Raw genomic sequence first — 12,504 nt, forward strand, 5'->3', positions numbered from 1 at the left:
AGCTGCGGGTTTACGAGATGACGCAAAACCCCGTGGCCCGGGAGATGATCGGCTACCTCCTGGTGCGGGGCGGGGTGCACGCCGCCGCCTACGGCAAGGCCCTGGAAAGCCTCACCGGGGTGGAGATGACCAAGCTGCTCCCCATCCCCCGGATTGACAACAGCAAGTTCCCTGAGGCCAGGAAGTACATGGAGCAGGGCTTCCACAAGAACCTCTACCGCTTCAGCCCCTCGGACTACCAGGACCTGGGCCTCATCTGGAACGGGGCCTCCCCCGAGGACGGGAGCCCCGTGGTGGTGGTGGATGGGCCTCCTCAGGGCGGCCCGGTCTTTGACCTTGGCCACGACGCCGCGGAGTTCGCCCCCGAGTTCCACCCAGGCGAGCTTTACGAGATCGCCAAGAAGCTCTACGAGAAGGCTAAGTAAGCGTGGCCTACTCACCCCAGCCGTGCAGAGGCCGGCTGGGGTGGTTCCTTGCGGTTAAACTTAGGCCGTATGAGCTGGTTGCAGCGCCTCCGCGAGGGGCTTAGCAGAACCCGCGACAACCTGGCAAAGGCCATCCCCTGGGGCAAAAACCCCGAAGAGGTGCTGGAGGAGCTGGAGTTTGCCCTGATCGCCGCCGACGTGGGGGTTGAGGCCAGCCGGGAAGTTCTGGAAGAGGTGCGGCGGTCGGGCAAGAAGGATCTCCGCGAGGCCCTGAAGCAGGCCTTGACGGTGCAGCTCGAGCCCGACGCCTTCCGGGCTAAAATCCGCAGGGCTGGTTTCAGTCCAGACGCCAAGAAAAGCGTGGTGGAGCCAAAAGGTAAGGTAATCCTGATGGTGGGGGTCAACGGGGTGGGCAAGACCACCACCATTGCTAAGCTGGGCCAGTACTACCAAAATCAGGGCAAGCGGGTGATGTTCTGCGCTGGGGACACCTTCCGCGCCGCCGGGGGAGCTCAGCTTGGGGTCTGGGGCGAGCGGCTGGGCATTCCCGTCATCCAGGGCGCTGAGGGAACCGACCCCGCTGCGCTGGCGTTTGATGCAGCCTCGGCTCGAAAGGCCCGGGGGTTTGACCTCCTGCTGGTGGACACTGCCGGGCGTCTGCACACCAAGCGCAACTTGATGGAGGAACTGGCCAAGGTCAAGCGCTCCATCGGCAAAGCTGACCCGGGTGAACCCGGCGAGGTCTGGCTGGTACTGGACGCCATCACCGGTCAAAACGGCTTGGAGCAGGCCAAGAGGTTTCACCAGGCGGTGGGGCTTACCGGGGTTGTTGTGACCAAGCTCGACGGCACCGCCAAGGGGGGTGTGTTGGTGCCCATCGTGCGCACCCTGGGGGTGCCCATCAAGTTCATCGGTGTGGGCGAAAGGGCCGAGGACCTGCAGCCCTTCGACGCGGGGGAGTTTGTGGAGGCCCTTCTTGGCTGAGCTGTGGCTGCGCGCCCAGGGATGAACGCGATGGGCTATAGTAACCGAGGGATGGTTCTGCTGGTTCCCGAGTCCACAGAGGCCGAGCACCTGGTGGGGTTGCCGGAAGGGGTGCGGCTGGCCTACTTTCCCAAGGAGGGCCCCCTGCCTGAGGAGGCCCTGGAGGCTGAGTTCGCTGTAGCCCCTTACGGCGGGGCTCGAGCCCGGCGCTTTCTCGATGAGCTGCCCAACCTAAAGCGGTTGAAGGTGGTGCAGACCCTCACGGCCGGGGTGGACTGGATTCTGCCCAGACTCCCTGCTGGTGTGGTGCTTTGCGACGCGGCCGGGGTGCACGATGCCCCGGTGGCGGAGTGGATTGTGGGGGCTATTCTTGCTGCCTACAAGCGCTTTCCCGAGTTTCGCGACGCCCAGCGGGAAGGGCGATGGGCCTACCGGTGGGTGGAGGACCTCGAGGGGGCCACGCTGCTGTTCCTGGGCTACGGCTCCATTGCCCGCGCTACCGAGGCCCGCCTGGCCCCTTTTGGGGTTTCCTTTCTGAGGGTAGCCCGCACCGCTCGGGATGGGGTGTACACCCTAGATGAGTTGCCGGGGTTGCTCCCCCAGGCCGACGTGGTGGTGAACCTGTTGCCCCTAACGCCGTTCACCGAAAGGCTCCTGGGCCGTGAGCACTTTGCTCGGATGAAGCCAGGGACCCTTTTTGTGAACGCCGGACGGGGCAAGACCGTGGACCAAGAGGCTCTGGTGGAGGCTCTTCGCTTGGGTAGGGTGCGCTTTTGCAGCGATGTAGCCGACCCTGAGCCGCTTCCCGAGGGACATCCCCTGTGGTCGCTTCCTGGGGTTTTTCTCACCCCTCACGTGGCCGGTTCTACCCCTAAGCTCTTTGAACGGGGCTTCCGCCTGGTGCGCGAACAGGTGGCCCGTTACCTGCGGGGCGAACCCCTTCTAAACGTGGTGCGGGAGGGCTACTGACCGGTTGGCGGGTTTGGGAGGTTCTCCAGGGCCTTCAGAACGGCCTGGGCGCTGCGCCTATCCATGCTGGGAAGCCGGGCTAGCTCCTCTAGGCTGGCCGCTTTGAGTTCCTCCAGGCTGGAGAAGTTTTGCAGCAGGGCCTGCTTGCGGGCTGGGCCTATACCCTGGATTCCATCAAAGATGCTCTTCAGGGCCCTTCGGCTGCGCTCCTTGCGGTGGAAAGCCAGTCCGTTGCGATGGGTTTCATCCCGGATATGGATAAGAAGCTGCAGAGCAGGGTGGGTGAGGGGAAGCGTGAGGGTGCGGCCGTCGGGCAGCACCAGGGTTTCCTCGCGCTTGGCCAGGCCCACCAGAGGGAGGCTCAGGCCGGCTTTCTGGAGGCCCCTCTGGGCAGCCCTTACCTGGCCCAGCCCCCCGTCAATCAGGATTAGGTCGGGTATGGCCATCTGTTGCGAAAGGCTGCCGCTGAAGCGCCGCCAAAGGGTCTCCTCTAGGGCCCGGTAGTCGTCTGGACCCTGCAGGCCACGGATTCTGAGCCTGCGGTACTCGCTTTTTTTGGGTCTTCCCCCCTCGAACACCACGATGGAACCCACTGGGCTCTCGTTCAGAAGGTTGGAGATGTCATAGCCCTCAATGCGGTAGGGGCGGTGGGAGAGGCCCAGTACCTCCATCAGCCCCTTGAGACCCGGGTGATCGCCCTTGCGTTCCAAAACCCTTAGCTCGCTCTCGAGCGCGGCCTGGGCGTTTTTCTGGGCCAGCTCAATGAGGCGGGTTTTCTCACCCCGCTGGGGCACGCGCACCTCTACCTTGCGCCCTTTGGCGCTTAGGAAGGCTGAAAAGGCCTGCTGAGCCTCCAGGGCGAAGGGTAGCAGCACCAGAGGGGGTAGGGGGGTGGCCTCAAGGTAGTAGTCGCGCAGGAAAGCTTCCAGAAGCTCCGCATCGCTGGCATCCCCAACCCCTTCCACAAAGCGGCTGATCCGCCCCAGCATCTGCCCTCCCCGCACCTGGTAGTGCTGCAGCATGGCATACTCGCCGGCTCGAGCAAAGCCTATGAAGTCCAGATCGCCCATCTCCGGGTCGTAGGCCTGCTGGGTTGTGCCAAAAAAGCTCCGAACAGCGGCAATCTGGTCGCGGATCTCGGCGGCCCGCTCAAAATCCTGCTGGCGGGCGGCTTCCCGCATCTGCGCCTCTAGGCCTGCATACAGAGCCGCAACCTTGCCGTCCAGCAGGTCCTCTACCTGCTGTACCGCGGCGCGGTAGCGCGCCGGGTCAGCCCTGCCCACGCAGGGGGCCATACAGCGGCCCATGGCGTGGTTGAGGCAGGGGTAGCGCCTCCTTCTGAAGGGATAGCCGGAGTTCTTCCTGAGGGGAAAGTAGCGGTCCACCAGGCGCTTGATGCGACGCACCGCACCAGCCTCGGGAAAAGGCCCCCAGTAGCGGGCCCCGTCGTCCTGTACCCGCCGCACCACCAGGAGCATGGGCCACTCCTCTTTGGTTAGCTTTAGGAAGGGGTAGTGTTTGTCGTCCTTCAACAAAACGTTGTAGTGGGGGCGGTGGTGCTTGATGAAGTTGGCCTCTAGGAGAAGGGCCTCTACCTCGTCGCGGACCAGGATGAACTCGAGGCTGGTGGCCTCTTGGGCAATGCGCAGGCCCTTGCCCTCGCTGTGGAAGTAGCTGTTTACCCGAGCCCTTAGGTTTTTGGCCTTGCCCACGTACAGGATGCGCTCTCCGTCCTTCCATAAATAGACCCCTGGGGCCTCGGGCAAGGGGGGAAGGTCTTCTGGCCGCATCGGGGTTCATCCTAAGGTCAGGGGCGCGCTTTTTGTGTGACCTGCTCCCCTGATAAACTGGGGGCCATGGGTGCCGGCCACGACGAGATGCTCTACAGGGCCTGGGTTCAGGTTATCGAGTGGATGAGGGAGTATGCCGCCGAAAGGGGCGTGGCCTTTACCAAGGAGTCCGACTTTCCCGACTTCATCTACCGCATGGAGCGGCCCTACGAGCTGCCCACTACCATGATGGCGGTCTCGCTCTCCGACGAGCGGGGGGAGCCCTTCCTCTTCGCCTCGGTTTCGCCCCGACACGCCAAGCTCAAGCACATCGCCTTTCGCGTTCCTGGAGGGCACATCCACCACCACGCCCACTGGGAGGAGGGAAAAGGGCTGGTGTTGGAGGGGAGGCTACCCTTAACCAAGGAGCGGCTTTTCCAGATGGCCGAGCGGGCTCGAGCCGCCCTGGTCCGGGCCTGAACTACCAGATGGCCATTACCCGGGTAGGTCCGCCGGAGGCTCCTTTGTGCTTGGGCCCGCCCACGATGACCATGGCCCCGCTGGGCGGCACGTTGGCTAGGTTGGCTAGGTTTTCTAGGCCGTACTTGCCCGCCCCCAGCAGGGTGATGTGGCTTTTGAAGTCCCTGGAGGCCCCAAAGTCGAGCGAAAGGGTGTCCACCCCTACCCCCACGATGTTTCGCTCCCGCACCAGAAACTCAGCGGCGGCCGGGCTGAACCCCGGGTAGTGCTGCACCCCAGCGCTGTCTTGGTTGACGTAGGCTTTGGGGTTGCTGACCCGGTTTTCCCAGCCCGAGTACATGGCTACAAAGGCCCCAGCCGGTAGGCGGCCGTGGCGGCGCTCCCAGGCCAGGAGGTCATCCACGGTGACCTCGGCGTCGGGGTTGCGGTCGGCCCTGTCCTTGATGTTGACGATTGCCAGCGGCGCAATGAGCCGGTTTACCGGAAGGTTCTCGGCGGTGAGACCATTTTCCACGAAGTGGGCTGGGGCGTCCATGTGGGTGCCGGTGTGCTCCCAGACCTCCAGGGTGTTGCCGTAGTAGCCGTCCTTTTTGACCGTGACCACCTCGGTGATCTTCATCGGCCTAGCCCCAGGGAACATGGGGAAGCTAGGCGAGACCACATGGGTCAGGTCGGCCACGTTGCTGAAGGCTTTTCCGGATACCTGGCCTTGAGCCTTGGCGCTGCCAGCCGCCAGGGCGGCCAGGCCCGCGGCCAGACCCAAAAGCTCCCGCCTGCTAAGGCTGCTCCCCACCAGGTCCATCACGTAAGGCGCGCACATACGACCTCCTAGAGGCCCAAGCCTGCTTCTCGGTAGTGGCTCGGTGCCCCCAGTTTATCGGGTTGTTTGGGCCTCAAGCAAGCTCAGCTTCGGCGGGGGCTCACCCCTAGCAGGGCTAGGCTGATGAGGGCGAAGGCCAGCCAGGCCTGCAGAGGGATGGGGAACTGGGGTAGGTACTCCACATTGCAGGGGATGGGGCCCTTACAGACGTTGGGGGCCAGTCCGGGAACCCACAGCTCCAGAAGGTGGTAACTGCTCCAGAAAAGCCCCAGCAAGGAAAGGGTGAGGGCGTAGGGCCTCACGCCCGCGTCTCCCCGCCACAGGGCGATGCCCAGCAGGAAGGCCAGCGGGTACATGGCAATGCGCTGGTACCAGCAAAGCGTGCAGGGGATAAAGTTGCGCACCTCGGAGTAGTACAGGCTGCCCAGGGTGGCTACCAGGGCCACCAGCCAGGCCAGGGCCAGCAGGAGGGTGTTTCGCTCGGGGCTCCTCACAGGGTCATTCTACGGGAAGCTCGTAGCGGACAAAGCGGCCGACCACCCGTCCGGGAAACTCGGCCTCGCTGCCCGCCAGGCGGAGGAAAGGCCTGGGATGGATGCTGCCCAGCAGGGCCCTGCCCGCTCCCTGACCTAGCCCAACCGGCAGAACCCCGACCAGAAGTCCGACCTCTCCCGTGAGGGCAGCCCCAACGGCGCGCCCTTCCGTGCGGACGATGAGGGCGGAGTGGTAGGGGTCTTTCAGGTACCGGCCCACTGCCTGTGCGAAGGCCAGCCGCCATGCTTCGGCCCCGTAGGCTTCGGTGAGGATTCGGGCCACCTTCCAGGCTTCTGACCAAGGGACCCGCTCTACCCGGTGAGGGGTGGGATGGGCCTCTGCGATGCAGAGCTCAAAGGTGGCCCTAGGTCGGTAGCCGGCGGCCAGAAGCGCGGAGGGGTCAGCCGCCTCGCAGAGGGTGAAGGCCGGAGGCGCTCCCAGGGCCAGAAAGCGGGCCTCTATCTCCCTCTGTGCGGCTGCCTTGTAGCCAAAAGCGGTGTTGGTCAGGAGTAGGGGGAATTGGGGCTGGAGCAGGTAGGGAAGGCCTTCTACCTGGCCGGAATGCCTCTTTGAGGCCAGGGATTGGTACAGCGTCCACAGCTTCAGCATTCTCCCAAGGAATTGCCTCCAAAACCCCCCTCGAGTGTAGGACCGCCTTAGGGTATTCCTTGCAGAAAACCCTTTACCGCCTCGAGCACCAGCGCCTCCTTTTCCCGGTGGGGCACGTGGCCGCAGTCGGGGAGCACCTCCATCCGCGCCGGACCCTGGACCCCGCGTGCGATGCGCTCTGGGAAGGCCACCGAGCCGTATTCGTCGCGGTCGCCGTGCAGGGCCAGCACAGGGCAGTGCACCTTCTTCAGGCAGGGCTCCAGCGTCCAGGCCCGAAACGCCGGTGCGAGCCAGACCCCCGTCCAGGCCTCCAGCACCCAGCGGGCTTTTTCGCCGTGCCAGCGTTTTAGCCGAGCGAACTGGGTGGGGTCTTGAAAGCTCTGTTGGGCGGTTTGAATGCCCTGTAGGGTGCGCTCCTCCACAAAGGCCTGGGCCGCCTCAGCAATCACCGCGCGGCACCGGTCCGGCTGGTGCGCGGCGATGCACAGGGCCATGGCGCCTCCTACGCTGTGCCCGAAAAGCGCATACTCCTGGAGCCCGAGCTGTGCGGCAATAACGGGGAAGTAGAGCTGGGCCTCCTCGAGGATGAAGTCAACCGAAGGGGGTTCTTCTCTGGGCGAAGACCGCCCGAAGCCCAGGCGGTCATAGGCCCAGACGGTTCGTCCGGTGGCCTGGGCCAGCGCGGCGGGAAACCCCCGCCAGAGCTCCACCGACCCCAAGGAGTCGTGCAGCAGGACGATGGGGGCCTTACGGGATTCCCCCACTGCCCATTGCCGGGCAAAAACCTGCCCACCGGGCACCCTCGCCCTGTGGTCGCTCACAACGGGGCCCGGCATGTTTTTACCGCAGGAAACCCTGCAGAACCTGCACCACTGAGCGGTCCAGAACCCCTGGGATGCGGGCGCTGAGGCCCAGTTCCACGCTCACCCCACCCGTGCCCGGCAGTCCCAAAAGGCTCAGGCGGACTTCCCCCCGGTTGCGTCCGCCCGGACCCAGGCCAAGGCTGAGCCCCCCCTCGGCCACGCTGCGCCCGCCCACCAAGATGCGCAGGGGGCCCTCCAGTGTGAACCCGACGGGGTTGGGGTTTTCCGCCTCCAGCAACAGCCGGATGGCTGGGCCCTCCAGGCGAACCTCAGCGAGGCGCAGGGTGGGGGGCTGAAAGGTGAACTGGACGCGCACGTCGCGCTCGACCAGGGTTAGGGGACCGATGGGCACTACCGCTGGGCCTAGCTGTACCCGCAGCTCCCCCAGCAAGCGTAGCCGAGCGCTTTGCCCTCCCAGCAGGTTGGCCAGCACCCGGGCCCCCTCCACCACTGGAACAACCAGGCGGGTTTGGACCTCGCGGCCTGCCCCGGGGAGGATTTCCAGGGCGGGCAGGGCCAGGCGGAGCTGCAGACCGCCCAGCTCCGCGGTTAGCGCGCTTTCCAGCAGGGGTAGCGTGAAGGGGTTGGGGTTGGTCAGCCGGAGCTGTAGGTCGAACTCGGCGCGGCCGCTGAAAGGGTCTACGGAGACCAGGCTGAACTGCAGGAGCTCCACCTGGGGCGGTTGTGGTTGGGTGATCCGGGGTGCGCAGGCACCGAGCAGCCCCAGGCATACCAGACACCAGGCCATTCGGTTCATGTTTAGAGCTTACCGGAGGGGGTTGGGTTATTCCACCGTCCAGCCCCTTTCCCGAAAGCCCTCCAGCAGGGGCTTGAAGGTAGGCCAGGCTGGGCTTTCGCTGGGGTAGGGGGGCCGGGGGTAGCCCCCGGGTAGGCCCAGGTAACGCAGGGCTTGTTTGAGCAGCACGAAGCCCCCTTGGGCCAGTGCTCGACCAAAGGGCTCGAGCTCGGCCTGCAGGGCCTGCGCCTCGACCACCTTACCGCTCTGCCACAGCTCGAGCAGCTGCTTGTAGGGCTTGGGGGCTAGGTTGGCAGCGGCCAGGATGCCCCCTTTAGCCCCCAGCGCCAGCGCGCCTAAGAAGCTGGGGGCGTGGCCTGTGTAGACCTCCAGGGTCAGCTTTTGCGAGGCGTAGAAGGCCAGCCGGGAGAGTTCGCCGCTGGAGTCCTTGATGCCGGTAATCCTGGGGTGCCGGGCCAGCTCGGCCACCACGGGCAGGGGAAGCTGGACTTTGGTGTTGGCTGGCACGTGGTAGAGCCAGACCTCGCTCTGACCTGCCTCAGCGAGGCCACAAAAGTAGCGCAGTAGCCCCTCGGGCCCCAGGCTGGCCTCGTAGTAGCGGGGGGGTGTGACCAGCGCCCGGGCGCCCAGGCCCTCGGCCTCCTCTAAGGCGGCCATCCCCTGGGCCAGGGTTTCCTCCATAATCCCCACCAACGTGGGCTTTTTTGGGCTTTGGACGGCCAGCCCTCGAATGCGCTCCTCGCGGCTTAGATGCACCCCTTCGCCGTTCGAGCCGTAGAAGAGCAGGCCGTCCACGTGGGGCTCGATGGCCTGGGCTAGTTCGCGGAAGGCCTGGGGGTCGAACCGCCCCCGGGCGTCGAAAGGGGTGGGCAGGGGAGGAATGATCATGGATGGATTCTAAGCCGCCGTGCTCAGCGCCGGTAGACCAGGGTCAGCCAAAGGACCAGGTGGGCACCCAGGGCCAGCAGGGTAAGGGTCAGGCCAAGGCGCGGCTCCTGGCGCCAAAGCCACACCCCTGCGCCCAGGGTCAACAGCACCAGCACGCCCCAGCCCTGGCTGTAGGTGGGGCTTCCCGGAAAGAGGAGCTGAATGGTGTGGCGCCAGGCGACCCCATCCTGGGCGTTTTTGGGCCGCGGTAGGAAGAAGCACAAGAGGTGGTATAAGGCCAGGAGCATGGCCAGCCCGGCCGCCCCCCAGGCCCAAAGAGGGGTGGGCCACAGGGGAAGGTCGCGCCAAACCTCGAGGAAGTTGGTGGTGAGGTTGCGCAGATGGCTCAGGCCGAGAGCAGCGGCAATGACCCGCGGGGTGGGCACAGCTTCGCGGGCCACCCCGGCCTCGCGGTAGACCTCGCTCCAGAGGTCCCCTCCAAGGCCCAGCGCCTCTCGCACGGAAGGGGCGCGGGGGGCTTGCCGGTAGGCCTGGGCCAAGGCTTCTGGGGTCCCACGCCCCAGCAGGACGTAGCTCCAAGCCGGGGCGGTTTCGTAGAGGCGACGGGCCTCGGTGGGGTTTTCCTGGGCCAGGGCATAGGCCAGCAACCCCCGTGCAGAGTCGGTGTTGGCCAGGTTGCGTAGGGTTTCCTGAGCGGCGTTCGAGCGCAGCGTGCCCCGGGTGAGGCTCTCTTGGGCGATAAGGGCCTCGAAGCGGCCTAAAAAACCCCAGGCCAGGAAGGCCAGGATGGTGAGCCCAAACAGCAAAAGCAGCAGGGCCCGCTCTCCTATGGTGGTGTAGGCCAGCACGCTGTGGCGCAGGCGCAGCAGGGGGTGCCGCAACCAGCCCAGAAGCCACCCTCCACTGGGGCGAACCCCTCGGAGCTGGGCAGGAAGGTAAAGCAGGCTCAGGTAGAGGACCATCAGGAGGTAAAGCCCCCCTAAAACCCCGGTGAGCTGGGCCAGGTGGGCCGAGGTCAAAGGGGGCTGCCAGCTAGCCACCTCCCGTAGGGCATCGCGATAGCGCTCGGCCAGGTCGGGGCGTCCTTGTGCCTCGAGCCAGTCGGCCTGCTCCAGGAGCACGGCCTGGGCTCCGGGGAGCTGCGGAAGGTACTTCAAAAAAAACTCTGACCAGGTCAGGCTTTTCTCCAGCCCCTCCCGTCGCGTGGCCCGAACCTGCGCCAGCCAGGGTTCCAGCCAGCGCAGCACGCCTCTTCCCCAGGCCAGTTCGGGCCGGTGGCCCCTTTGCAATAGGTCGCGCCCTATGGCCTCGAGGTCAGCGGCGCTCAGGCTGCTGGCCTCCCGGGTGAAGTAGTACCAGTACGGCCGCTGGGCTGAGGTGGGCTCGCGGTCCTTGAAGTAGTCGCGGAGAACCGAGAGGCTTTCCCAACGGCCCTCGTAGGGTTTTCCAGCCAGGGCTGCCAGGCTCAACCGCCGCCCGTCCTCCAAGAGCACGGCAGGTTCGGGTTCGGTTTCCAGGGCCCGCACCTCGGCTGGGGGAAAGTGTTCGGCCACCACCCGGGGGGTCTGCAGGTCTATCTCCAACACCAGCGGTCCTTGGGCGATGAAAGCCCGGGAACCCAAAACCTTGGGGCCAATCCAGGGGCCTGTAAGGGGTAGTTTCCAACTTCCCACCACCAGCCCATCCGCCCCTAGCTGGGGTGTGGGCAACGAGGCCTGGGCAACCACACGGGTCTGGGCTTCCACCCTCCGCCCCTGGAGCTCTACGCTGATTCTGAAAACCCCAGCCCTGGGCGGGGTCCAGGCTAGGGTGAACTGTTCACCCGCCGCTTCCAGCACCGCCTGGTTGCGGCCGGTGTCCGACTCTATGGTGAGGGTGTGGCGGCCCGGGGGGAAACCGGCACCCTGAATCTCCAGGGGCTCCCCTACCCGGCCCTCTGGGGCCACCGTGAGGCTTTGGGCCAGCGCCAGCCCCCCCAAGAGAACTCCAGCTGTCCAACGCATGGGGCCATTTTATTCCAGGGGTCTGGGTAGGTTGACAGCCTCGGTATACCGATTTTACACTTGCGGTATGCCCCTACGGGCTAAAAAACCCGGTGCCGTGGGCTAGCGCATGCTGGTTCGCCCGCTTGCGCAGCCCGGCCCGCAGAGAAAGCGGGCGATTTTTTTCGCATATGCAGACAGACCCGCGCATTGTAATCGTAGACACCACTTTCCGCGACGGCCAGCAGTCGCCGCTCCTGTTTGACACGGAGAAGTACCGCTTCACCCTAGAGGAGAAAAAACAGCTGCTGGCGGGTCTCATCGAGCTGGGGGTGACCCATTTTGAGTTCTTCTCTCCGGTGGTGGGTGAGGCCGAGGCCGAGGATGTGCGGGAGCTAATCGCCTACGCCAAGAGCCTAACACCCAAGCCGCTCCGCTTTTTAGGGCATTGCCGGACCAACCCGCTCGATATAGAGAAGGCCCTCGAGGTGGGTTGCAACGGCCTGAACCTGTACCTGGGGGTTTCGCCTTTGGCCCAGCGGCACAACGCGCAGAAGTCCTTGGACGAGGCGGTGGGGTTGGCTAAGGAAGTCCTTCGGCAGGTGCGGGCGGCCCATCCCAAAATGTACCTGCGTTTCAGCGCTGAGGACGCCTTCCGCACGCCTTTGGGAGACCTCTTCCGGCTTTACGACGCGGTTTATCCCTACGTGGACACGCTAGGCTTGCCCGACACGGTGGGTATCGCCGAGCCAGAGGACGTGACCCAGGTGGTTTCTGCGTTGCGTGCGCGCTACCCCAGGGCTGCGCTTGAGTGCCACTTTCACAACGACCGTGGCCTGGCCCTTGCCAACGTGCTGGCCGCGGTGCGGGCGGGGGTGCGGTATGTGGACGCCTCCATCTGGGGCCTGGCCGAGCGCTCGGGAATTCCCTCCATCACGGGGGTGCTGTTCAACCTCTCCAAGCGCTACCCGGAGCTCAAGGAGCAGTACAACCTGAGCCAGTGCTACCCCCTGAACGTGCTCATGGCCTCCATCCTGGGCACCTTGGTGCCCTACACCGAACCGGTTTCGCTCACCAACCGCACGCATACCGCTGGGGTTCACCAGAAGGCGGTTTTGAACGAGAAAAAGGTCTACGAGGCGCACAACCTGCACGACTTTGGGGTGGATAAGAACCAGCTTCTTCTGGGTCCTCTGTCGGGCTGGCACCTGATCTACTACTATTTGAAGGAGGTGGAGGCCTTCGAGATTACCAGGGAGCAGGCTAAGCGCATCACCCAGGAGTTCAAAAGCCGCACGGGTGAGATTGGCCGACGGAAGAAGCCCGAGGAGCTCTTGCTGGAAATCGCCCTGGCCCACGGTCTCTCCCGGCACCCCATCCCAGAGGAGGTGCCCACGGCGCGGCTGGAGAACCTGGATTGAGGA

The 12,504-nt window shown here is 65.1% G+C and carries 13 protein-coding genes; 5 read left to right on the forward strand and 8 right to left on the reverse strand.

Features of this window, described 5'->3' with window-relative positions; genetic code table 11:
• The 3 genes from NZ849_RS09475 to NZ849_RS09485 all read left to right on the forward strand — a co-directional run.
• On the forward strand, window positions 1–425 hold a 425-nt coding region (locus NZ849_RS09475), incomplete at its 5' end, for a manganese catalase family protein (protein WP_295406494.1).
• A gap of 69 nt (window positions 426–494) precedes the next feature.
• Window positions 495–1,409, forward strand: coding sequence for a signal recognition particle-docking protein FtsY (gene ftsY / locus NZ849_RS09480; protein ID WP_295406497.1), 915 nt, complete (start codon window positions 495–497; stop codon window positions 1,407–1,409).
• Window positions 1,410–1,460: 51 nt separating this feature from the next.
• Entirely contained in the window at window positions 1,461–2,378 is a 918-nt protein-coding gene (locus tag NZ849_RS09485) for a 2-hydroxyacid dehydrogenase (RefSeq protein WP_295406501.1), read from the forward strand.
• Here NZ849_RS09485 and uvrC read toward each other — a convergent pair.
• The gene (gene uvrC / locus NZ849_RS09490; protein ID WP_295406504.1) at window positions 2,372–4,168 is read right to left on the reverse strand and encodes an excinuclease ABC subunit UvrC; all 1,797 of its coding nucleotides are present in this window, start codon (window positions 4,166–4,168) and stop codon (window positions 2,372–2,374) included. The genes NZ849_RS09485 and uvrC overlap by 7 nt on opposite strands.
• 66 nt (window positions 4,169–4,234) lie before the next feature.
• On the opposite strand from uvrC, the gene NZ849_RS09495 reads away from it, so the two are divergent.
• Entirely contained in the window at window positions 4,235–4,627 is a 393-nt protein-coding gene (locus NZ849_RS09495) for an NADH-quinone oxidoreductase subunit 15 (RefSeq protein WP_295406507.1), read from the forward strand.
• Between the two features lies 1 nt (window position 4,628).
• Here NZ849_RS09495 and NZ849_RS09500 read toward each other — a convergent pair whose 3' ends face one another.
• From NZ849_RS09500 to NZ849_RS09530, 7 genes are all read right to left on the reverse strand, one after another.
• Window positions 4,629–5,447 (reverse strand): cyclase family protein, encoded by an 819-nt coding sequence (locus NZ849_RS09500; protein WP_295406510.1) that lies wholly within the window; start codon window positions 5,445–5,447, stop codon window positions 4,629–4,631.
• An 83-nt stretch (window positions 5,448–5,530) separates the two neighbouring features.
• On the reverse strand, window positions 5,531–5,941 hold the full coding sequence (locus tag NZ849_RS09505) for a disulfide bond formation protein B (protein ID WP_295406513.1): 411 nt from the start codon (window positions 5,939–5,941) through the stop codon (window positions 5,531–5,533).
• Window positions 5,942–5,945: 4 nt separating this feature from the next.
• On the reverse strand, window positions 5,946–6,590 hold the full coding sequence (locus tag NZ849_RS09510) for a hypothetical protein (protein ID WP_295406516.1): 645 nt from the start codon (window positions 6,588–6,590) through the stop codon (window positions 5,946–5,948).
• Between the two features lie 47 nt (window positions 6,591–6,637).
• Entirely contained in the window at window positions 6,638–7,411 is a 774-nt protein-coding gene (locus tag NZ849_RS09515) for an alpha/beta fold hydrolase (protein WP_295406519.1), read from the reverse strand.
• Window positions 7,412–7,430: 19 nt separating this feature from the next.
• The gene (locus NZ849_RS09520; protein WP_295406522.1) at window positions 7,431–8,126 is read right to left on the reverse strand and encodes a hypothetical protein; all 696 of its coding nucleotides are present in this window, start codon (window positions 8,124–8,126) and stop codon (window positions 7,431–7,433) included.
• Between the two features lie 111 nt (window positions 8,127–8,237).
• Complete coding sequence (locus NZ849_RS09525) at window positions 8,238–9,098, reverse strand: dihydrodipicolinate synthase family protein (protein WP_295406525.1); 861 nt, start codon at window positions 9,096–9,098, stop codon at window positions 8,238–8,240.
• 23 nt (window positions 9,099–9,121) lie between these two features.
• Window positions 9,122–11,101, reverse strand: coding sequence for a hypothetical protein (locus NZ849_RS09530; RefSeq protein ID WP_295406527.1), 1,980 nt, complete (start codon window positions 11,099–11,101; stop codon window positions 9,122–9,124).
• 170 nt (window positions 11,102–11,271) lie between these two features.
• On the opposite strand from NZ849_RS09530, the gene NZ849_RS09535 reads away from it, so the two are divergent.
• On the forward strand, window positions 11,272–12,501 hold the full coding sequence (locus NZ849_RS09535) for a LeuA family protein (RefSeq protein ID WP_295406530.1): 1,230 nt from the start codon (window positions 11,272–11,274) through the stop codon (window positions 12,499–12,501).
• Window positions 12,502–12,504 lie beyond the last annotated feature (3 nt).

It is taken from the genome of Meiothermus sp., from assembly GCF_025060375.1.
Lineage (GTDB): Bacteria > Deinococcota > Deinococci > Deinococcales > Thermaceae > Meiothermus.

Coding starts and splice junctions, on each gene's coding strand:
- uvrC (WP_295406504.1), bottom strand. CDS start 4,168: ATGCGGCCAGAAGACCTTCCCCCCTTGCCCGAGGCCCCAGGGGTCTAT.
- NZ849_RS09535 (WP_295406530.1), top strand. CDS start 11,272: ATGCAGACAGACCCGCGCATTGTAATCGTAGACACCACTTTCCGCGAC.
- ftsY (WP_295406497.1), top strand. CDS start 495: ATGAGCTGGTTGCAGCGCCTCCGCGAGGGGCTTAGCAGAACCCGCGAC.
- NZ849_RS09495 (WP_295406507.1), top strand. CDS start 4,235: ATGGGTGCCGGCCACGACGAGATGCTCTACAGGGCCTGGGTTCAGGTT.
- NZ849_RS09510 (WP_295406516.1), bottom strand. CDS start 6,590: ATGCTGAAGCTGTGGACGCTGTACCAATCCCTGGCCTCAAAGAGGCAT.
- NZ849_RS09530 (WP_295406527.1), bottom strand. CDS start 11,101: ATGCGTTGGACAGCTGGAGTTCTCTTGGGGGGGCTGGCGCTGGCCCAA.
- NZ849_RS09485 (WP_295406501.1), top strand. CDS start 1,461: ATGGTTCTGCTGGTTCCCGAGTCCACAGAGGCCGAGCACCTGGTGGGG.
- NZ849_RS09525 (WP_295406525.1), bottom strand. CDS start 9,098: ATGATCATTCCTCCCCTGCCCACCCCTTTCGACGCCCGGGGGCGGTTC.
- NZ849_RS09500 (WP_295406510.1), bottom strand. CDS start 5,447: ATGTGCGCGCCTTACGTGATGGACCTGGTGGGGAGCAGCCTTAGCAGG.